The 19,777-nt window shown below is 50.1% G+C and carries 29 protein-coding genes; all 29 read right to left on the reverse strand.

Features of this window, described 5'->3' with window-relative positions; genetic code table 11:
* Positions 1 to 140: 140 nt before the first annotated feature.
* The 29 genes from DW085_RS13115 to DW085_RS13245 all read right to left on the reverse strand — a co-directional run bounded on the left by DW085_RS13115 (position 141) and on the right by DW085_RS13245 (position 19,760).
* The gene (locus DW085_RS13115) at positions 141 to 1,517 is read right to left on the reverse strand and encodes a hypothetical protein (RefSeq protein WP_147353956.1); all 1,377 of its coding nucleotides are present in this window, start codon (positions 1,515 to 1,517) and stop codon (positions 141 to 143) included.
* A gap of 11 nt (positions 1,518 to 1,528) precedes the next feature.
* A complete protein-coding gene (locus tag DW085_RS13120; RefSeq protein WP_118493066.1) occupies positions 1,529 to 1,717 on the reverse strand; it encodes a hypothetical protein in 189 nt (62 codons plus the stop codon).
* 79 nt (positions 1,718 to 1,796) lie between these two features.
* A complete protein-coding gene (locus tag DW085_RS13125; protein ID WP_118493068.1) occupies positions 1,797 to 4,139 on the reverse strand; it encodes a hypothetical protein in 2,343 nt (780 codons plus the stop codon).
* Positions 4,140 to 4,142: 3 nt separating this feature from the next.
* Complete coding sequence (locus DW085_RS13130; RefSeq protein ID WP_118493070.1) at positions 4,143 to 4,889, reverse strand: hypothetical protein; 747 nt, start codon at positions 4,887 to 4,889, stop codon at positions 4,143 to 4,145.
* A gap of 209 nt (positions 4,890 to 5,098) precedes the next feature.
* Positions 5,099 to 5,323, reverse strand: coding sequence for a hypothetical protein (locus tag DW085_RS13135; protein WP_118493072.1), 225 nt, complete (start codon positions 5,321 to 5,323; stop codon positions 5,099 to 5,101).
* A gap of 28 nt (positions 5,324 to 5,351) precedes the next feature.
* Positions 5,352 to 6,134 carry a DNA/RNA non-specific endonuclease gene (locus DW085_RS13140; protein WP_347475097.1) on the reverse strand — a complete coding sequence of 261 codons (783 nt, stop codon included), beginning with the start codon at positions 6,132 to 6,134 and terminating at the stop codon, positions 5,352 to 5,354.
* Complete coding sequence (locus DW085_RS20630) at positions 6,029 to 6,373, reverse strand: hypothetical protein (protein ID WP_347475091.1); 345 nt, start codon at positions 6,371 to 6,373, stop codon at positions 6,029 to 6,031. Before DW085_RS20630 ends, DW085_RS13140 begins: the two co-directional genes overlap by 106 nt.
* Positions 6,374 to 6,448: 75 nt before the next feature.
* The gene (gene recR, locus DW085_RS13145) at positions 6,449 to 7,045 is read right to left on the reverse strand and encodes a recombination mediator RecR (RefSeq protein ID WP_118493074.1); all 597 of its coding nucleotides are present in this window, start codon (positions 7,043 to 7,045) and stop codon (positions 6,449 to 6,451) included.
* Positions 7,042 to 7,287 (reverse strand): DUF4314 domain-containing protein, encoded by a 246-nt coding sequence (locus DW085_RS13150; RefSeq protein ID WP_243034030.1) that lies wholly within the window; start codon positions 7,285 to 7,287, stop codon positions 7,042 to 7,044. Before DW085_RS13150 ends, recR begins: the two co-directional genes overlap by 4 nt.
* A 232-nt stretch (positions 7,288 to 7,519) precedes the next feature.
* A complete protein-coding gene (locus DW085_RS13155; RefSeq protein ID WP_118493075.1) occupies positions 7,520 to 8,143 on the reverse strand; it encodes a hypothetical protein in 624 nt (207 codons plus the stop codon).
* 42 nt (positions 8,144 to 8,185) lie between these two features.
* Positions 8,186 to 8,713, reverse strand: a complete 528-nt coding sequence (locus DW085_RS13160; RefSeq protein ID WP_118493077.1) for a hypothetical protein — start codon at positions 8,711 to 8,713, stop codon at positions 8,186 to 8,188.
* A 107-nt stretch (positions 8,714 to 8,820) separates the two neighbouring features.
* A complete protein-coding gene (locus DW085_RS13165; RefSeq protein ID WP_118493079.1) occupies positions 8,821 to 9,603 on the reverse strand; it encodes a hypothetical protein in 783 nt (260 codons plus the stop codon).
* Positions 9,543 to 9,926: a hypothetical protein gene (locus tag DW085_RS13170; protein WP_118493080.1), complete on the reverse strand. Its 384-nt coding sequence runs from the start codon at positions 9,924 to 9,926 to the stop codon at positions 9,543 to 9,545. Before DW085_RS13170 ends, DW085_RS13165 begins: the two co-directional genes overlap by 61 nt.
* A 331-nt stretch (positions 9,927 to 10,257) precedes the next feature.
* Entirely contained in the window at positions 10,258 to 10,863 is a 606-nt protein-coding gene (locus tag DW085_RS13175) for a hypothetical protein (protein ID WP_118493081.1), read from the reverse strand.
* Between the two features lie 4 nt (positions 10,864 to 10,867).
* Positions 10,868 to 11,122: a hypothetical protein gene (locus DW085_RS13180; RefSeq protein ID WP_118493082.1), complete on the reverse strand. Its 255-nt coding sequence runs from the start codon at positions 11,120 to 11,122 to the stop codon at positions 10,868 to 10,870.
* A 10-nt stretch (positions 11,123 to 11,132) separates the two neighbouring features.
* Positions 11,133 to 11,465, reverse strand: coding sequence for a hypothetical protein (locus DW085_RS13185; protein ID WP_118493083.1), 333 nt, complete (start codon positions 11,463 to 11,465; stop codon positions 11,133 to 11,135).
* Positions 11,466 to 11,479: 14 nt separating this feature from the next.
* Complete coding sequence (locus DW085_RS13190; RefSeq protein WP_118493084.1) at positions 11,480 to 11,914, reverse strand: hypothetical protein; 435 nt, start codon at positions 11,912 to 11,914, stop codon at positions 11,480 to 11,482.
* Between the two features lie 69 nt (positions 11,915 to 11,983).
* Entirely contained in the window at positions 11,984 to 12,271 is a 288-nt protein-coding gene (locus DW085_RS13195; protein ID WP_118493085.1) for a hypothetical protein, read from the reverse strand.
* Between the two features lie 210 nt (positions 12,272 to 12,481).
* A complete protein-coding gene (locus tag DW085_RS13200; RefSeq protein ID WP_207663896.1) occupies positions 12,482 to 12,919 on the reverse strand; it encodes a DUF2493 domain-containing protein in 438 nt (145 codons plus the stop codon).
* A complete protein-coding gene (locus DW085_RS13205) occupies positions 12,909 to 13,229 on the reverse strand; it encodes a hypothetical protein (protein WP_118493086.1) in 321 nt (106 codons plus the stop codon). Before DW085_RS13205 ends, DW085_RS13200 begins: the two co-directional genes overlap by 11 nt.
* 125 nt (positions 13,230 to 13,354) lie before the next feature.
* Entirely contained in the window at positions 13,355 to 14,710 is a 1,356-nt protein-coding gene (locus tag DW085_RS13210; protein ID WP_118493088.1) for an IS200/IS605 family element transposase accessory protein TnpB, read from the reverse strand.
* Between the two features lie 154 nt (positions 14,711 to 14,864).
* On the reverse strand, positions 14,865 to 15,368 hold the full coding sequence (locus DW085_RS13215) for a hypothetical protein (protein WP_118493090.1): 504 nt from the start codon (positions 15,366 to 15,368) through the stop codon (positions 14,865 to 14,867).
* A 74-nt stretch (positions 15,369 to 15,442) separates the two neighbouring features.
* Positions 15,443 to 16,198 carry a hypothetical protein gene (locus DW085_RS13220; RefSeq protein ID WP_118493092.1) on the reverse strand — a complete coding sequence of 252 codons (756 nt, stop codon included), beginning with the start codon at positions 16,196 to 16,198 and terminating at the stop codon, positions 15,443 to 15,445.
* A 224-nt stretch (positions 16,199 to 16,422) separates the two neighbouring features.
* A complete protein-coding gene (locus tag DW085_RS13225; protein WP_118493094.1) occupies positions 16,423 to 17,019 on the reverse strand; it encodes a hypothetical protein in 597 nt (198 codons plus the stop codon).
* A gap of 19 nt (positions 17,020 to 17,038) precedes the next feature.
* Entirely contained in the window at positions 17,039 to 17,530 is a 492-nt protein-coding gene (locus DW085_RS19410) for an LPD11 domain-containing protein (RefSeq protein WP_207663897.1), read from the reverse strand.
* Positions 17,520 to 17,696 carry a hypothetical protein gene (locus DW085_RS19195; RefSeq protein ID WP_182430879.1) on the reverse strand — a complete coding sequence of 59 codons (177 nt, stop codon included), beginning with the start codon at positions 17,694 to 17,696 and terminating at the stop codon, positions 17,520 to 17,522. Before DW085_RS19195 ends, DW085_RS19410 begins: the two co-directional genes overlap by 11 nt.
* A gap of 10 nt (positions 17,697 to 17,706) precedes the next feature.
* Entirely contained in the window at positions 17,707 to 18,087 is a 381-nt protein-coding gene (locus DW085_RS13235; RefSeq protein ID WP_118493096.1) for a hypothetical protein, read from the reverse strand.
* 42 nt (positions 18,088 to 18,129) lie between these two features.
* Positions 18,130 to 18,711: a hypothetical protein gene (locus DW085_RS13240; protein ID WP_118493098.1), complete on the reverse strand. Its 582-nt coding sequence runs from the start codon at positions 18,709 to 18,711 to the stop codon at positions 18,130 to 18,132.
* Positions 18,712 to 18,869: 158 nt separating this feature from the next.
* A complete protein-coding gene (locus DW085_RS13245; protein ID WP_118493100.1) occupies positions 18,870 to 19,760 on the reverse strand; it encodes a sigma factor-like helix-turn-helix DNA-binding protein in 891 nt (296 codons plus the stop codon).
* Positions 19,761 to 19,777: the final 17 nt, after the last annotated feature.

Raw genomic sequence — 19,777 nt, forward strand, 5'->3', positions numbered from 1 at the left:
CTCACATCTTCGGCGTCACTGCATGCGTGGAAGAGCCGGAGTTGCAAATGGCCAAAAAAAGACCCCGTCCATTGAACGGGATCTTTTTGCATTTTTGCGGATAACACTTTTTGGTTATCTTCGGCCGATTTCCGGCATCGTTAACGTACGATATCGAGTTCGGTCTCTTTTTCTCTGGACTGGGCCAGTTCCTCGCGCAGATCCACGGTCTCCACTGTGAGGCCTTCCGATTCATAACGGTAATCACGCTCGAAGATATCACGCGTGGTCTGCTCAAATTCCCGGATAAATGCTCTCTGTACTTCCGGTTCCTCCTGGCTCATGCCGTCTGCCAGGTCATCGAAGAGATCCAGGTAGCGGTCTCTCACGTCTCTGGTGCGGTAGTCTAACAGCAGACGTTTCTCCAGCAACTCCTTCCAGCCCTGGGAATCGTTTAAGTCGGATAAATCCTTTGTGCTTTCTGCGGCAACCGGGGACAGGATCATACCCTTGATCTGGTGCATATCGCCGCGCAGGTCTCCAGCCGCCGCGGACAGTCCCAGCCCGTCTGCAGACATTTCATCCAGGCTATTCTGCATCCGGATGATGTCATCTTTCATACGTCCTTTGAATGCCTCTTGCTGTTTTTCCATCACTTCCGCCTGGCGGTACGTCTGTCCAATGATCTCACCTGCCTGGGTCATCTCCTCGATGTAGCGGCGCTTTAACTGGTGGACGCGTTCTTCGACCGTGATGCCGTCCAGTTCCGGCCCGTGTTTCTGGAGTGCGTGCAGCTTTTCCATGTTTTCCAGTTCTGTACCTTCATATTCCTTGCAGGCATGCATGCCGCACAGGATATCGTAAAGGCTCTGCTCATAATTTCTATCCTTGCGCAGGCAGCGGTCCACCATCTGCGGGCCCTGCGGCGTGTCGATGAAATGGCTGTATCCGTCCCGGTCGAACGTGACGTACTCGGACGGGTTGGAGCGGTCAACGATCATGCTCAAATGACGGTCGTTCTTGGATCCGGCTAACATCTGTTCCATGGCTTTTCGCCTGCTTTCCTCACGTGTATCCTCCATCGTACGGAAGGAGCCGGAGTACAGCGCTTCTGCTGTTTTTACCGTTTCCATGACACTGCTTCCCATGCCCGCCGGCACGCAGATCTCCATCGTCCGGTCGATTTTGTTTTCCCCGAGTTCCGTGCGCGGGATATTCAACATGTGCGTGCGGCTCATGAAATCATATACATCCCGGTCGATCGCAATCTTTCCGACCTGTGTGTCACCGGCCTGGTTCTGTTTCAGCCAGTCAAGCATTTCTTCCTTGGACATCGGATCCGCCATGCGCTGTTTATCCGTAAAGTCCTTGATGACCTGCTCCATCTGTGGCGTCTCTGAGCGCGGGAATACAATGAAACAGTGCATTTTCGCAAGGTCTCCGGGCTGTTTGGCCGGCTCGATGTAGGTCGGCCATGAGATCGGGATTCCTGCCTTTGTAACCGCGGTCTTAAATTCATCCGCAAGCTTCGGATCCACCTCCATCACCATCAGGTTTTCGGATGCCTTTTTCGGGTCGAGGTCTCCCTGGCTGTCAAGCGCCAGGACAGGATGTCATCCTTGCCGCGGAATCTCGTGTACGCAAGGCGGGTGGAATCCATTTTGTCGAGCATCTCAAGGAGCGCGACGAAGGCCCTCGTCCCCATTACCATGTTTCTTGATACTGTTAATTCTGACATTGATCATTTCCTCCGTTCTTTCCTTTGTTGCATAAGCAACGGTCACGGGTTTCTTCTTTCCCCTATATACAGGATGTATTTATGCGTTCTTAAGATCGCTATCAAAAAACCGTTTGTATAATTCCGGATACCGGCGGAGCATCGGCTTTACTTCCATTTCCGTGTCCATCGGGCGCAGCTCGACATGCCCGTTTTTATCGTGCCGGTCATAGCGGACGCTGCAACAGAAGAAATGGCCGTTCTGTGACCGGTAATTGAAATGGATGCAGGGACGGTCAAAGCCGTATGAGCTTTCCTTTCTGAGGAACATCTCGCTCGTATCCGTATCATATAACAGGTCCCCTACGATCTCCTGACAGTGGGGAGCCTGATACCGTTTCACAAAGTCTTTCTCCACGGAAATGGGGGTATCAGTCGGTATGTTCACGGCATCCGCTAAAAAAGGGATCCTTGATACGACCCAGGCGGGCAGATGCCTTGCGATGGTCTTGCGGAATCTTGCCGGATCCGGCTTAGGTCCGGTTTCCTGTCCGGATAACTCCTCCGCATCTTCTCCGTTCTCTGCCACGTTTTCAGGTTCCTGCGGCTTTTCCTGGCTGGATGTTTTTTTCGTATCTGTTTTCGCCGTTTTATCTTCCGGGTTTGTCCCTTCTGCATTTAAAGACTCCGCACCTTTTCCCAGTTCCGGAACTTCTACTGCCTTTTCTTTTCCATCGGCAGCTTCTGGTTTTTCTGCCCTGGTCTCCATGGCAGCAGCCTGTTCTTTCACGGATGGGTCTGGCGCTGTTTTCTTTTGTTCCTGTTCTTTTGCGGTTGTGGGGTTATCCGCTCCCGTCCTGTCGTTTTTCTTTTCTGATTCCGCTTTTTCCTGAGCAGTCGCTTTCTCGGCTGCATCCTGCGGCTCCTGTCCCGGCTTTCCGTCGGCTTTTTTTACAGGTTCCGGTTTTTGTGCCGGGGTTGCTGACTGCACCGGTTCCGGTTTAAGTGCAGGCCTTTCAACTCCTGTTACCTGTCCGTTCTGCTTTGGAGTCTGGCTTGCGTCCTGGGCCTTGTTACGGGCGGCTGCATCATTCTGACTTCTGGTGTCGGCTAGTTTCTGTGGCGGGGTCGTCTGCATCGGTCGTCTGCCTGCCTCACGGTTCGTTTCCTGAGGCTGCGGTCTTTGTGGGCCGGCATTCCTTGGATCCTTTCCGGTTCCCTGGGACGGCCCGTTCTGGGATTTTTGTTCCGGCTGTCTGTTCTGTCCCTGAGCCTGTGCATTTTTTGTCCGCTCCGGATCCGGACGTTTCTCTCCCGCGCCCTTTTCTATCTTCACATCCGGATTTTGGATATTTGCCGACTGCTTTTCCGCCGGCTTTCCATCCGCGTTATTTTTGATCGGTGGCTGCGACTTTGCGCCCTGGTCTTTCCTTACATCAGCAGATGGCTGTCCTCCGGCTTTCGGCATATCCGCACGCTCGGGTCTGCGTCCATCCTGACCACGGTTTTTACGCTTGTCCCTGCGGTCGGTCTGCGGTGCTACGGACAGTTCTTCTGCAAGAAGATATTCGTCCACGTTCTGCGCAGTAAGGCTGCTTGCCGCTTCCAGTCCATTTTCCTGGATGATTTCGCGGGTCTCTGTCATATCGAGCAGGTTACTGATATTCTGGGCGGCGCTTGAAGTTAAGTTTAAGTCCGACATCCCGAACCGTCCCCTGGTGATCGGGAGTTCGCCTGGTCTTGTCTTACCGATCGGCAGCCGGTCTTTTAATGCCTGCGGGATGCCGCCTGTGTTCTGTTTTGGCTGGTTCTGTTTTGACTGATTTGGCTTTGGCTGGTTCTGTCTTGCGGGGTCCTTCCGTCCGGCCTGTTCCGGCTGTTTTTTTTGGTCTCCGCGGTTTTTCTGGTCTTGCGGGTCCTGACGCCTGTTTACCGACTCCGGATGCCCTGCCGGTCCTTTTGGGGGTCCCTGCGGCTTTGTATCCGTCGGTTTTGCGTTTCCTGCCGGAGCCTGGGTTACGGAAGCTTTTTTCTCACGGTCCTGGGACGGGTCCTTTTGCCGCACAGCTTCCGGGATAGCCTGTTCTTTTTGTTCTCCTACCGCCTGTTTTACCTGTGCGCTTTTTGCCTGCGCAGTTATGGCTGCCTCTTTCGGAAGGAACGGATGCTCCTTACGCGGCTTTGCCTGCGCAGCATTTCTTGCTGCAGCCTCTTTTGCGCGGATATCCTTTTCCACGGCATACCGTGCGGAATGCCTTGCGATTTTTGCCTCTCCCGGGACCATGATCTCAATGCCACAGTCCTCACAGTAGCGGACACTCGCCCAGACGTCGTACTGCTCAAAATCGTGTTCTAACAGGATCGGGGCCTGACGGTAATACATTGGTGCGCCGCAGACCGGGCACGCCCCTGCCTGTGGTCTGTTGAATACTGACATACCCATAAGCTACACCCCTTCCTTTTTACTCTTCTCATCCTGCTTCTTGTTTTGGTCTGCTAAGAGTTTTTTCTTTTTGCGTTCGTACCGCTCCATGTAATACATGGATTTATAGCGCTCCCTGAAAAACATGCATTCCTCGTACTTTGATGGTATCATCGGCTTTTCTGTCAGTGACTCAAAAATGTAATCAGCCATCGTACCAAAGAAATGGACATTCTGTTTCAGACGGTACTGCGCGATCCATTTCCGCCCTTCCAGGGTACTGAAAAAATCAAAAATCTCCTGGTAATCCTTAAAGATCCGGTAATGGTTGAGCATGTACCGGAAACAGATCTTAGCCCGCTTCCGGCCTTCCTCAGATGCGTTAAAGAAGCCCTTTGGCATGTCCTCCCCTTCTTCTATCATCCTCCGGTATGCCTCTTCCGTCGACATTAACGGATCAAATTGATCACCGTCCGGGTACAGTTCCTTTATCAGGTATTCCACCCGCATGTTTTCCGTCAGTTCCACCGGGAACGGATAGAGCTTCATGACCAGATTATATAACTTCATCCGGCGGAGTACGTCTGTTGTCAGATAGCGCGCCACGTCTTCAGGTGTCCACTTCAGATAATATCGGAATGCGTATCTGCAGATGCTTAAGATCTGGGACGGCTGCATCTTCGGCTCCTGTTCTTCGTAGAATGGCTTGAAGTCATTGCACATCCCGGACCAGACACAATCATACATATACGCAATACAACCCTGATCCATATCCGTGTTCCTCCTTATTTTTATCCTTTTTTCAGTATGGGGTACGTTCGTGGATTTTCTGCGCCGATTTTTGCTGGAACAGGCGCATCGGATATGTGTTTTTTTGCGGATAACACTTTTTGGTCATAATAACGGAAAAAGTTTTTTATAGGATGTGAGACAGCCATTTTGACGCAAAAAAAAAGAGCGCACGGTGTGTGCGCTCTGTGTCAGGATGTAGTCCCCGTTCTTTTGAGGTATCTGCGTCTTCTTTCAATCAGAATGATCCCGCCTCCCATGACGATGATGACTTCCAAAGCCGCCAGCTTTAAAAACGATAAGGACAGGACACTCATTCCTGTCTGTACGGCGATTCCTGCCGTGCCGATCAGTAAGACGGCCTGCAATAACATGCAAACAGACCAAAAACCGATATAACCTTCCTTCTTCTCCATATATTATCCTTTCTTCGCGGGTTACCACTTATGGCTTGCAGATGCCGCATGCGGTATACCCCTGTGTGATGAGTGTCTCCCGGTCAGTTTTCATATCCTTCCGGTTCTGTCTCGCGATCTTTTCGACGGCATCGCAGCCTGGACGGTGGAACTTACCGGTATTTGTATTTACGACATAGGAAGATGTCTCATGATTGGACATATCATCTTCGCCTGCCTGTCTTTCTTCCTGCCAGGATGTAGTCTGTCCGGACTCGCTTCCTGCAACATGGCTGTCCCCGGTTGCATAATCGATCTCGATCCCCGGCTGCACATTGTAGACGAACACATGGAAGGAAACACCCTCCCCGTGGTCTTCTACCGAATATGCTTCCATTTCTACTCCGCGACATACCAGGTCATTTCCCTCAAAGACCGGGGTGACACGGTATAAAACGTGGTGGTCAGTTTCCTGTACGTAATCCGCGACCATGTTCTCAAAAGGGAGCATGCCGTCCACATTCATGTAACGGGTGCCGGTCACCAGGTTCTTTTCGTTGGCGTTTTCCCCGGCGAGCTGGAACCCGATTAAGTGGCAGCGGTTATAGAGGTACTTGTCCTGAATGATGTCGTCATACCGGACTGTGCGCCAGCCGGTCGGCTTGATCATACCGATCTCACCGCGTTTTTCAGTTGGCATGAGCTCCTTGCAGATATTGGCGTATGCTACGCCACATCTGCCGAGACTGTCAAGGTCCGAATAGTACTCGAATGCTTCCGTCGTTTTGTCAGCGTCCGGGAAGTCCGTTTGTTGCCGTCTAATACACAGTATGGCGAACCGAGGTAGGATTGTACCGCTTCTGTCTGCTCCGCCGTTTCCGTCCGGCGTTCCTGCATGGAACCTGTCGTCTCTTCTCCGGCCATGGATTCCGCTACGCTCCGGATAGCTTCCTGAAACTGCTCCGTCCGCTCGGCGGACATGGTCGGAGCTATAACGGTCCCTGATTGGCAGGCGCTCATAAATATGGCGGATGCCAGGAAGATGGATAGGATCTTCAGCCTGTTCTTCATGTTTTTCTCCTTTTTCTTATAAAAATGCGGTGGCACGCCATATTGCATGCCGCCCGCATTTCGTTTCCCAGTAACTTACGCGTCCTGGCGTCCCTGATATGCCTTGGTTAAGGTTGAGGAATCCAAAACGTTAAAATCCGCCCCAACCGGGATTCCGGTCGCTAATTTGGTAATCTTGATCCCACTTGGCTTTAAAAGCTTCGTGATGTAGGTGGCCGTTGTCTCGCCCTCTAAACTGGAGCTTGTAGCCAGGATGATCTCGTCCACGTCGCCTCTGGCTCTCTGGACTAACTCCATCAGGCGGATTTCTTTCGGTCCGATCCCTTTTTCCGGACAGATAGCACCCTGTAAGACGTGGTAAACGCCGTCAAAGACGCCGCTTCGCTCCATCTGTGCCATGTCGTCATCGTTTTCTACGACCATGATCTTTTTGTGGTCGCGGTTTTTGCTTGCGCATACCGGACAGATATCCTCATCGGAAGTGGCGCAGCAGATCTTACAGTATTTGACGTTTTTGCAGGCATCCTGAATGGCGTCCACCAAAGCATCCGTACGGTCTTTGGGGAGCTTTACGATGCAGTATGCCAGTCTCTCGGCGCTTTTTTCACCGATGCCCGGGAGCATCATGAGCTGTGCTACCAGTTTATTGATCTTATCACTGTAATATTTCACTCTTTTTCCTCCTCGATTTTGACAAATTCATCTACTCCGTAAATTACGGCGATCCCACTTCTGCCGTTATCCCAGTTTACCCAGACGTTTGCTCCGCCATCAACGGACCGCACGGTTCCCATGGTACCAGGTTCTACCGGCTGTGGTTCCGGCGGCACCATGCGGATCAGACGGATCCTGGTACCCGGCGGGAATTCCCTTCTTGCCTGCTCTACCTGTTCCCGCATTGATTTTCCCATCATGTCGCATTTCCTCCTTCGTACGATTTTTCTTTTTCCGTATCAGTGTGTCGGATCGATATCACGGGAATTTTTGCGGATAACACTTTTTGGTCATTTTCATCCTTTTTCTCCTTTCTCCATTTCTTGATTGGGCTTACGTGTTCAGTATGCCGTTACGGAAACGGAAAAATCCGAAGAAAAAGAGGGCGGTTTCCCGCCCTCTAAAAAATGATGATGCTGTCCAAGTTCCGGTCTAATTCTCATAAAAAATTAATTCATCCGCATACGGCAATGTGCGCATCCACTCCATAAATCCGATGCGCCATTCATCCAGCTTGTGACCAGCCCTGGAATGGGCAATGTTCCTCAGTGTTTCGTAACTTAAGGTACAAGTACGCATCTGATTATAGCTTTCCGGGAGCAGTTGGATTAAGTCGTACCAATACGGTTTGTCCTTGGTCTCCACGTAACGCTGTCGGATGGATTCCAGATATTCCACGATTGCAGCCAAGTAGCGTTCACTTTCTTCAGTCAGATGATCATGACTGAAATCTGACAGCTCGATCGGCTTTGCATGGATCTTGTGCATGGTGCTGGTGGAATTAGCAGTGGTGGCTACCTTGTAGGTATCATATTCCTTCCACCAGTACAGAGGTGCGGTGATATTGACGGACACGAAGATCTGGCGCAGGAATTTGCGGTGGTCACTGCCGGATCTGATCAGGCGCTTCGCCAGATCCATGTCATTTGGTCCAAACTGGAACGTGCCGTCCGGCAATTCCACACTGTCAGAACGGTCCCAGCTGTTCATCGGGTTTCTTGCGCCCATCACGGCGTTTTTCATATTCATGACACATGTATTTTCAAACGTAATCATATCTTCTCCTTTTTGCATTAGTGTGTATGACGGTCAGACGTATTAGCTCTCTTCGGATGCGATGATGTATCCGGCCTGTTCCAGGAGTCTTAAGTCTTCCTCGATGATGCTGACATCGTCGCGGTTCTGGGATGCAAGCCAGTCAGCCGTAAGCTCCGGCCACTCCGGATGGGCAAGGATGCATGCAAGGATGCCCTTAGCAGAAAAGCTTAACCTTGGGTCTGCCAGGTAACCGTAATCATTCGGACACCCATCTCCAGCTCCTCTCTTATGTGTAAGGATGTATTTCTTTTTGTCTTTCGCTTCCATATTATTCTTTTTTCCTCTTTCTTTCTGTTTTTCTTCTGCGACGGAACAAATGCGCAGATCTTCGATGATTTCCTGCATCTCCTCTTCCTCCTCCATGCGTTTCCGGAATGCATAGCGTTCCAGTTCTTCTGAATTTTCCGGGCGCCATCCGGATAGTGCTTTTTCCTGAAGACGTTTCCAGGCATTTGCCTTTCCACGCGCAAATTCCAGCAATAACTGGTTGTCGCGGCATGGCATGGCGACTTTTTCTCTTTCGTCCATTTTTGCCTTCTCCTTTCCTTTGGCTGTTCTCTTGTTGCAATCTCAGTATGTGGATGGCACGATACGGACTGAACCGGATTACAGGCAGATGCAAACGCTTCCATCCATTACCGGATCATCCATTTTGTGTTCCCATCAGCTGTTTCCGCCACGATGAGGGGAATGCCAAAGCGGTAGCAGAAACGGATCGGTGCTGGCTCCGGAAAGTATTCCGGGTTTGGGGTTCCTTCCGCGTGGAATAAATAAGTATGGGCGAAAGCAGTCTGCAGTTGTCGGAGCATGTCCGCAGCATCCTGGTCCACCAGGGACGTGGAAAGGAAAAACCGGGTGGTCATGCGATCGGAAACATTGGAATCGGTCAGACAAAACCGCTTCAGACGGCGCAGGATCTGCCAGAGCAGCAGTCTGGCTCCGGCCTCCTGTTCCGGCGTTCGGATGCCACCAAAGCAAAGGATAGCGGGCCAGCGGATCTGTCCTTCCACTTCCGGCTCAATGGTCAGATCTTCGGACCGTAACAAAACGGCTTCGGAATCCAGTCCAAGCGTATCGCAGCCATTTCCCTGATCTGCGAATACCGGCAGCAGCTTTGAGACGATCCCGGCGATCTTTGGGGTTATGGACTTTACGCAGACCGGGGCATATTCCCAGATTTGGAAGAGCTGCTTGGCATATTCTGGCTGTGAAGTATCCCGGACCCTTAAGTCGCCAGGTTTCTTTATGAGATCGTCCGGCGTCTTCCCATCCGCGATCTTCCGTAAAAGCTCCGAGAGCGCGGCAGGATGATGTTTCGTCTCATCCGGATCCAGATGCAGGTGCCAGACCAGTGCTGTCAGGAGGATTTTTTGTACGCGCAGGGCCTCCGTATCCCGAGGCCTAACAGCAGGAAGCATTGTTTTGCAAGCTCCGCCGCGAATTCGGAAGCATCATAGGTTGTGTGGATATATGCGAACGGATTGTACCCGTACTCATGGAAAGCCGATGAAAAATCGTACCGGACGGTCTGGATATCGAACTGCGCATAATAATCACGCATGGCATAGTACAGCCTACCACTTCTGTCATCGATCACGGCTGTCCCGAAGGGCAGCGCGCAGCCTACCGGAAATACCACCTCGTCTTCCCATTCCTTCCTGGTCGCTCCGCTCACTATACAGTAAGATTGGTCATGCAGCAGTAAAAGTTTTGCGGTTTCCCGCTTCTTTTTCGAAAACATCCCGGGTCCCTCCTTTGTCGTTGCTTGTAGAATGGCTTATGCAGAACGTGTCCGCCGTCGACGTTCCAGCATAAACTACTCAAAATCATGTAATCAGTATGTCGCACATAAGTACATTTTGTATTTTGCGGATAATACTTTTTGGCGCAAAAACGCAAGAAAATTGTATAAAAAGAAGGGCGCACATCTGCACCCTTCTGATTGTATTTTTAGGCTCTTGTTACGATTTTTCGTCCGTATTTTAGGCAGAAATGAATGGATCGGTCCATTCCGTCCACGTCAAAATCATATCCGCAGCACTATGTGCTACGGGCCTTTTTGTCAAACACTCTTAGTAATCCATCTGTGTTGTAAAGTCTTCGCCGATCATACTCTTGACGGTCTTTAAAGCTACATCCTCCATGTTCACGAAACGGATTTCTTTGTTGGTGACGATTGTAACCAGTCCTACTACGTACCGAAGCTTCTCGTTACCCACTTCCATAAGGATCATCGCTTCCTGATCCGGAAGAATCTTCTGAAGTTCCCGATAAAATTCGAGCATGCAGTCACCATCAAGGCTTACATCCGATTCCTCATCGCAAGTATGGATTTCGTACTCATCTTCTTTTTCGATTGCCTCATAAACATACAGTTCCCCAATGGCCTCCGGGTCCGGATCTGGGATCGGAACCCAAAGCCATTCTCTGTTTACACAGGTTTCCTCGAAAAATACCGCCGGCTTCTCATGTCCCGGTTTGCTCATCCATTCTTTCACAGTCGGGATATCCCTGTATTCTAAGCTACCAAATCCGCCGAATCCATGAAGTTTCGGATTATCAGAACTATCAAAACTTTCCAGATCCTCTCCACTCAATCTGGCAAACAGTTTTTCGTACTGTTCCTCGTCGGTAACTTTAAAGTAGTTTGTGCGGTACGCACACTCATAATTTGCCATAATCTTACTCTCCTTTTTCTTCTCTTTCTTTTGGTGGAAGCATAATATCCAATACTTCTCGCACTTGTTTAAACAGTTCCTGATCTGCCATGTTGGCTTTTAAAAATCCCTTCGGAAGCCCGAGCCGGATCTGGATCACGCCAGCAACTTTCAGATATATCGGATACAGTTTTGGCGACATATGTCCACCGTAATCATATCCATACTCTTCCAATCGTCTGCAGATCATGTCTGTGATTCTTTCTGTTGTAAATGCCATCATCGCCCTCCTACCAGATCAGCTTGGTGCCGCAATGTTCACAATGAGCCGGCTTTCCAAAATAATCCAGATTATCATTGGTTCCAATTTCTGCGTTGCAGTGCGGGCAACGGATGACATCATCCGCGTCATCTCCATCTTTTGTAACCTGCATTCCATCGGTAAATCGCGATTTTACCGAAACAGGCTTCAGATAGAATCCGTGTCCGTTCTCAACAAAAACCAGCTCGCAGTCCTGCAGGGTCCCATCGATCAGAACCTGAACATTTGTGCCTGCCGTTTTGCAAAACGGCTGCTTGCCGATCTTCTCATACAGCGTCGACCATTTTAGTGCTTTTCCCATGGCTGTTTCCTTTCTTATGCTGTTTTTGAAATACCGCCGTTTTTCGGTTTGTATTCCCCGTATCCAAATTCGGAATACAGCGGTTCGCTCAAATTGATTGCGTAAATAAATGCAATGCCGTTCTTGCTGTCTTCCAAGGTATCCTCAAATGCATCCAGATCACTCGGCACACACAGGCAGTCCAGAACGGTTCCGTATGTCGCGTGGTAAAGGTAGGCGTGGTAAACTAAAACGCCGTATTCCTGTTCCAGTTCGTGGACTTTCTCAAGCCACTCCGGTTTGTTGCTTAGCCAGTAAAGGACTCCGTCAAAGATCTGGTTGTGGCGTTCTGAATAGAATAGTTTGTCTTCCGTCATGAACTGCTCCTGGACCTGATCCATCAGTCTGAAGTTGCGTAAGCACTCGCGGGCGATTCGTTTCTGTTCTTCTTTTTTCTGTTTTTCTTCCATTTTCCTCTCCTTTTGGTTCTGATGATTTTTTTGGTTTTCTGTCTGCTACCGGTTGCCTCTTTGTCGCTCTTAGGTAGTCGCGATTGATTCCGGAACTTCCACAAAGTCCTCACCGATGTGCAGTCCGAGGACGTTATCCGCATCGTAATGATCGGTTACGCCCCAGCCGTTGAAATAATCACCCTCCTCATCGACCCCAACACCGAAGTTTAAATCCGACAGGATGCCTTCTACATCCGGCAGATGCGTTTCGTCTGCCGTGTCTTTTCCGGCGTCCAGAATTTCCTTCCGTTTTGCGGCGCAGTTTCGGATGTAATCATCCACGATCTCGCGACCACGTGTTGTCAGTACATACATTTTTTCTTTTCCTCCATTTCTTATTTTGATTGTTACGTGTTCAGTATGGAAACGCAGAGAAAGGAAATTGGCAGCTTTTCGGTAATCTGATCGTCAATAGTGCGTATCAGGGCGTAGCAGGTACGTGTCGGCATCATAAAAAGCTCCTCCGGTTATTGGGAGGAGCTTTGAGAATAATTTGTTATTTTTCTGGTGCTATAATTTCGATGCTCATGGCTTACGCTCTGTTTTCTTGACATCGGCTGCTTCATACGGGATTACGCGGACAAAGGCTTTGCCTCGTCTGGCAGCCTGGATCATATTATCAGTTCCGCGGCTTTTTCCATCCCAAAATGCAACCAGCGCTGGAATGCCTTCCTTCGCGTACGCTAACATCTGGGCATTTCGCATGGGACCGGCAGCTTTGCCGTACTGGTGCCATTGGGCGGGGAACCGGCGGAAAGATAGATTCCGCTCCATGGCATACCGGATGCCAAGCTGATCGGCGCCTTTTGCGTTACCGGAAATGATCACAACCGGCGCGCCTGAATAGTCTTCCTGCAATCCGAGGATGATCTGGTCCAATTTTTCTCGCATCAGCACATAATCATCAAATGTCCTGGTCCCGGCCACGATCAGCCGGATCTCATGAATTTTGTTATTTTCCACATTCTCCTCCTGCATCAATTCCATCAAGGAAAAATTTCACATCGTTCAGTTTGTGCAGGCAATCATGTAATGTATAATGATTCTCCTGCGCCAGTGCATCGGTTCCATCAGGGAATGCGATTACGATTGCGAAATCATCCCAGTATTCCGGCAGAGTTTCTTTACTTATCTGGATCCGTGCGTGCGGATCGTTATGTTCTGCTGCCCACTGGATTCCGTCATACTGGCTTGCATCTTCTGTATTGACATAATAGTGAAGCCTCTCATGACTGGAAGTCACAAGCATCCTTTCATGGACTGACGCATCCATGTTGGGCAACGCCCATTAAAAGACGCTTTCCAGTCGCGGTTTTCCGATACCTCCCTGTGCGCGCCAGCACAGGGAGTTTTTCCCTTTAGGGGAAACGGACTGCCCTTCCACCATACGGGCTCATCTCAGCCGGCTGTGACACCGTCAGCTGCAGGGGTGAATCCCTGCAGTTCCGCAATGAGCCTAATCAGCGTGGATAAGGTATTTGTGCTTCTATGGGCCAGTTCCGGGACTTTTGCCGTAACCGCCTGCCCCACTGTTGCCGGCAGGGTCTTTAAGCGCTCACGGATAAAATACCGGGCGCCGATGTTATAGGAAGCATTCAGGTCGCAGTTATACTGCTTCCCGGATGTGAACCTGCATAAACTGTAACTTGGAAGGTCTGCTTCTTTTCCCCTGGATACCCGTCCGGAGCCGTCAAAGGCAAGCCTTGACGTATTCCAGGCACATACCCTGGCAACCCGGATCAGATTCCGGTGGGCTTTCTCCATGACCATGGACTGGACGTACTGCGCCTTCCAGAGATGGAGACGCATCTTCCTGCTTCCCCGTTTCCTTCCGGTAAGGTCCAGACGCTCCATGACGATGCAGTCCACGTCATATTTGACGGCTGTATCCACAATGAACTGCGCGGTCTTTACCGCGATGTCATCGTTAATACCTTTTGCCTGTGCCCACAGTCTCGGAGTACGTCCGGCGCAGAGTTTCTGTGCATGCTTGATATGGCTGATGGCATGGGACAGGGAGTCGTATTCTCTTGGAAGGGATAAGAATTCCCTTCCAAGGACCGTGCCCTCTGCATCCATGACACTGCACGTACATGCGCTGTTTAAGCCTAAGTCTACTGCCAGGATCCGTTCCACCGGGTTTTCTGATAACTTCACGGTCGTCTGGAACACAAAGTCCAGGAACCATTCCTTCCCGCGTTTCTGTAACGTAGGAACGCATTCCTTGTAGTTCCCGCAGTGACGCAGGATATAATCCACATCGCTTTTCCTTAAGTCCACCAGGATCCAGTCCCACGTATTCCGGATGAATACCTTTAAGGCTGCCTGGTACGTACCGGTCCGAATGAACATGTTCTCCCGGTACATGGCCGGATAAACGATCCCTGCCTGCGGCAGTCCCGGTTCTTTTCCGCGGGAAGCCGGATCGGCGGCTTCCCATCTGGCCAGGTTACTCTGGTAGGAAGAAACTTTGCCAAGGGCTTCCGCGATGGCAGCACGCCGTAAATAGCACGGGAACTTGTAGAAATCCGCACCGAAGTCATAGGGAACCGATGGGTTTTTCTTACTGGATACCGTGAAGAATTCCACCAGGTTCACCCGTTCCTTCTGGCCGTTCCAGGAAGATACGGTATCCCATTCCTGCAGGCATACGTCCATAAAAAAGGAGACTGCCTGACGGTATAAGCGAACGGTATCCATAAAGATATGGTTCAGCCGTTCGATCTTGACGGAATATGTCATGCTTAATTTCATGCCGCAGCCTCCTTTCCAAAAATCGTTACGCCGTCAGTATGGAGCATATTTCCAGACGGTATTTTTGCGGATAACACTTTTTGGTCACCGAAAGATAAAACATGGGTCTTCTTAGATGTAAGAACGTCTGCATCCGCCTAACTCACGACTGAAGTCACAAGAATGCGGCGGATGAATCTTCAAAAGCCATGACCGCAGCTCTTTTCGCATCATTTTCGTACAGCCCGTACTGGCTTTCCAATTCTGACTCCATAAAACTGCGGATGTCGTCGTTGCAGATTCTGCGGTTTAAGCCACGGCGGTAGATCTCTCTTAACAGATCCTTGTCATCCATCTGTCGGAGATGGTAAGCGTCTTCGCCAAGGCATTCATACACCCCGTCATGCAGGACGTATGCGCCCTCTGCATCTCCAAAATAATGGATTTCAAAATCCACACCGAGATTTGCCTTAATGATCTTATCCGCAACCTCATCCATCTGCGCCTCGATATCCCCGTAACGTTCTCCAATCTCCAGACAGAATTTACCGTCTGTTTCGTAGGCGTCATCCGGGTCATACCCGTATGGGGATAAATCGGCATCATTTAAAATCGCAACCAGTTTGACTAAATCTTCCATGGCTTTTGCAACAAAGCTTCCTTCGTTATAATAATTCATTTTTTCCTCCTGTTATATTTTTTTTCTTGGGTTCCCTGCAATGCTCCTTTCCCCAGGAGCAGGGCCACATTCTGCTATTCTGCTTCCTCTGGCTCGTCCGGCTGTGCTGCAAAGAACTCGTCATAGCCGGTAAAGACGGTCCGGTCTTTTTCCTTGTAATCTTCCTGGCGGACATCCTGCCAGCAGCGGCATACCAGGACCCCTTTTTCTGCCATTTCCGGATTTTTGCATTCCGGGAATTCTGTATGGGAAAAATCAAGCAGTAATAAAGGTGCCCCTGCCCGTTTGCCGTCACGCTCCAGGTCGATGTAAATACCAGGATAGTCCGGATCGATCGCCGGGTACGCGTGCAGTTTTCCAACCGGTGTCTCGACATATAAGGATGGGTTAGGTATCCGTTTTCCATCTGCTTTCGGGTTAAAGATTTTCTTTGCCCAGTCGCTTAAATGATAAATCCCGTCATACGGGTGCCAGAATGCGCTGACGACCAGACTGCCAAGATCTTCGTCTGAAAAGGAACTGACGTATATTCCGTCTTTCAGATACTTTTCATCCGCAAATGTCACAACTGCATGACCGTTTATGGTGATCAGGATTTCTCCCTGTGTCACGGAGTGGTCGATCCGCTTCGCTTCCACGATCCATTTTCCGTTATGCTTCGGTTTTCTCTCACGTACCGCCTGTACGATCTCGTCCGGCAGTGTGCATGTTCGGCAGCACCATTCGATCTCGGAAGTGCGCTCATCAATGACCGCTACCTCCTTGTCATTCCAGTACCAGTGAGTGCCGTCCGCACGGCAGTAACCCTTTAAATCATTTGTTTTTTTCATGTTTGCCTCCATTTCTTATGGTTTTATTTGATAACACTGTCAGTATGGAGACCGCACGCTTCAAATCCATAAGAAAATACAAAAACACCAAGCGCCAAAAGCTGGACCGCTATATGGCAAGGCTCCAGACTCCGGTTATAAAAAAATGAACCCTCTCTGATTTCTCAGAAAAGGTCCATTGGTAGGATTTTTGCTTAACTCATGAAATAGCAAAAGGCCTGACGTCATTTGTCCTGCGACTGGCACGCCCAACCGTTCTGCAAACATTCTTCCATGGTTTTGTATTTGGCTAACGCTCCATTCGTGTCTTTACGGAAATAAGAATATTCGTGCTTGCCGCAATCGTATAACTGGACGCAAGGGTATGCGTCGACTACCTTCAGTATTTCTTCCATTGCTGCGGTAATATCTGTATAGCTCACTGCGTATGACGTGGTTGCCTCTCGCTCAATACCCCTGACCCGGTATCCCACCCAGTCGAAGTCATCCAGATGCTCATTCATAAAGTTAAACGTGGTATAGATAAGATCTGCAAGCAGTCTTGCCATTTCCCGCATAGCCCCCTGGTTATCCTCCAGAGTCTTAAAGGTACCGAGCGGAATGACTGTGCGCTCCGGATTCCGGAACTCCAGCCCGATATCCAGATATATGCCTTCGCTCGTTCCGTAGTTTAAGGAATTCCAGAAATTGCATTCGTAACTCTTAATCTCCACTGTTTTTGAGCTTGCCAAGGAATAGTCGAGGATTCTCGGCAAATCCACTCTCGCACAAAGTTCCGCAAAGAATTCCCGGTTTGTGTATGGTTTTGTTCTTTTCTCCATCATTTTCTCCTTACAAAAATCATCTTCGGATTTCTGCCAGACGCCCAGCTCTTCTTTCGAGCATGCTTTTCCGGTATTCCTGGATCTGCTCCATGGTCAGCCATTCCGGTTTTTTATCAGCCGGCAGCTTATTCCATGTCTCTTCCATTGCATCACAGATTTTTTCCACGGATTCAAAATAAAGGTGCGGTTCGAACCCATTCCCGGCTCCAAGAAAATACTCGCAGTCCATCTTCCATCTGGAAAGCATTCTGTACTCATGTTCGAATACGGAACGGACGAACGGCTGCTCGCAGATCACCGGGCAGTTCACCTGGTATTCCGGCTCCCCGCAGATCTCCCCACATTCTTTGTCCTTCCAGGCCCCCGTATACAGATCCAGCGTTCCATGTCCGTTATTTTCATCAAAATAATAGCGGCCGTTCTGGTCCATATAACACGGGGTATCGAAGACACCTCCGCGTCCAACGTAGGTGACGGTAATTGGTTCCTTTTTCTCTTCAGTTCTCATATCCATTCTCCTTATTTTGATATCTGCCATCGGCTGTGTTGTTTTTGGTATCGTGTTCTGCTGGCAGTCCGCCAGGGAATCCCTGACGGCATTGCCGCTTCCACTCGCACTCCTGGCAGTCCGGGTACAATACCGGGTCCCCGGTGACCGGACAAAACCTGGCCATAAGCGCCTCCTTATTCCATTTCCGGAAGGATCAGTACCTGGGAAGGATCCATTTCTTCCATGACTTCCGTTCCGTAAATCTCGCAGAGCGTCTCGTAGGCGCGCCCGTACAACTCACCGAACAGGGCATCTTCTCCACTGGCACGGTACTCAAAAATGCCGCCGTCTCCTTCGCGGAAACAGTTTTCGTCTTCATCCCAGTCGGATACCTTGTAATCGAGATATCCGTCATAAAGAATACCATCCTCGTCCACATCCCCGTCTAACTGGCTTCCGTCCCCAACCTGCATATAAACAACTGCATTTTCGACCGGCAGGAAGAAGCGCATCTCCAGGGTATCGGATAAGATACAGCTCTTTTCCATCTGTTTCTGTAATTCTTTCTTTGTCATATCTTTTTCTCCTGTCTTCTTTGTTTTTCTTATGTGGCACTCCTACTGTTCGTCATCGTAAGTGATGAACTCTTTTTTCGGAAGCCCGTAGACCTGGTGCGCAAAATGCGGCAGGGTGGAGTACCGTTTTACGATCTGTTCGCAGACATCCCACTCGGAACGGTTGTCGCTCTCGCGGGTGCTGTACGACCAGTTTTCATAATATGCCTCCCCGGCTTTCGTAACCTTCCGGATTTCAAAACAGTTGGTGCCGTCATGATGGCTGCACTGGAAGAGAAAATGGCCGTTCTTATCGGAAAAACGGTAATAGTCGCAATCCTTCGCTGTTTTTGTCAGAAGTTCGGAGAAGGTGTGAAACAGAATGTGTCCACTACGTTTCCCGTTCCAGCGTTCCATGGTTCCGGATAAGATCCAGGTGAAGCCGTCATCAAAGAAGTTGGTCATTTCACATTTGACGTCTTCCCAGAAATCCTGGTCCAAAGCATCGACTTCGTTCCACATTTCTTCCTCGGACGGGGCAGTGATTCCCCGCTCCTCTAAGTTTTCCCTTGCCGCGCTCTCCCATGCCTCAAACACATAGTAATTGTCATAGATCTCGCGGTCCTTTGCTCTTTTTGTTTTCATGTTTTTTGCTCCTTTCCTTGTATCTTTTGATATACGCTATCAGTATGGAAACCATATTCTGGGAAATAGGCGGAAAATCAGATACCGGCGTTCCGGGCGGAATCTTTTTTCGCGCAAAAAAAGACCCTCCCGAAATTCCGGGAAGGTCTGTCATAGGATCATGCTTCCATGTTGACGCCAAGCTGGCGCATTGCCATGATGATGTCGCGTTTGCTGGTTATTCCGAGGCCCTGAAGCTCGTCCAGTTTCCCATGCAGAAGAGCGACTGTTTCCGCTGTCCGCGGCAACTGATTTCTGGTACAGTACCGGTGGATGATGTTATATGCCCGGGTGGAAAGTTCCAGATGTTCCAGTGGAATCTTCCGGAGTTTGCACCGGAGGGCGTCCTCCAGAGGCTGTTCGTCAAGCTCCCTGGTTTTTGCCTGCAGCTCCTGAGTACGTGCCTGCAGTTCCTGGACTTTTTCATGGATCGTACGGTCCAGCTCCTCTTCCTTTTTGAGGATTGCCTGGTCATATTCTGTCTGTGCCGTATGCAGCTCCTGCAAGGCTTTTGTATAATCAGCCCCCAGGCATAATTGCCATCTGAGGTACGGATTCCTGAGTTTCCGGAGTGTAGCCGCGAGGATGTGACGGACTTTGTTTGCCGTAATGCCCATCTGTGCTGCAACTTCTTCGAGTGACAGCATTTCTTCGTACTTCAGCCGGACCACCTCCCGCTCTTCCTTGGACAGGCATTCCGCTGCGATCTTACGGTAGATCTCATCGAAGCCTTCCGGTACCGGGGTGATTTCGCCGACCGTATTACGTAAGAGCTGCTCCTGCCAGGTGCTCCAGTCATCCCAGGTGACCGTGACTGCCGCTTTCTGGCCATCGCGGTCCGCGTCGATATCCTGGCTGACGAAGCGCCGGAACCATTCGTACTGCAGGTTTTCCTTTGCGCATGCCGCCGTAACCGGCACTCCATCTTCCGTGACCGCGCGCAGCGCGCGCTCCAGGCGCCTGACCTTATCAAGCCCGTTCACATAAAGCTGCATCTGTATTTTTCCCATGTCTTGCTCCTTATCTT

Origin of the sequence: Clostridium sp. AF50-3 (assembly GCF_003477445.1) — a bacterium.
GTDB lineage: Bacteria > Bacillota > Clostridia > Lachnospirales > Lachnospiraceae > Otoolea > Otoolea fessa.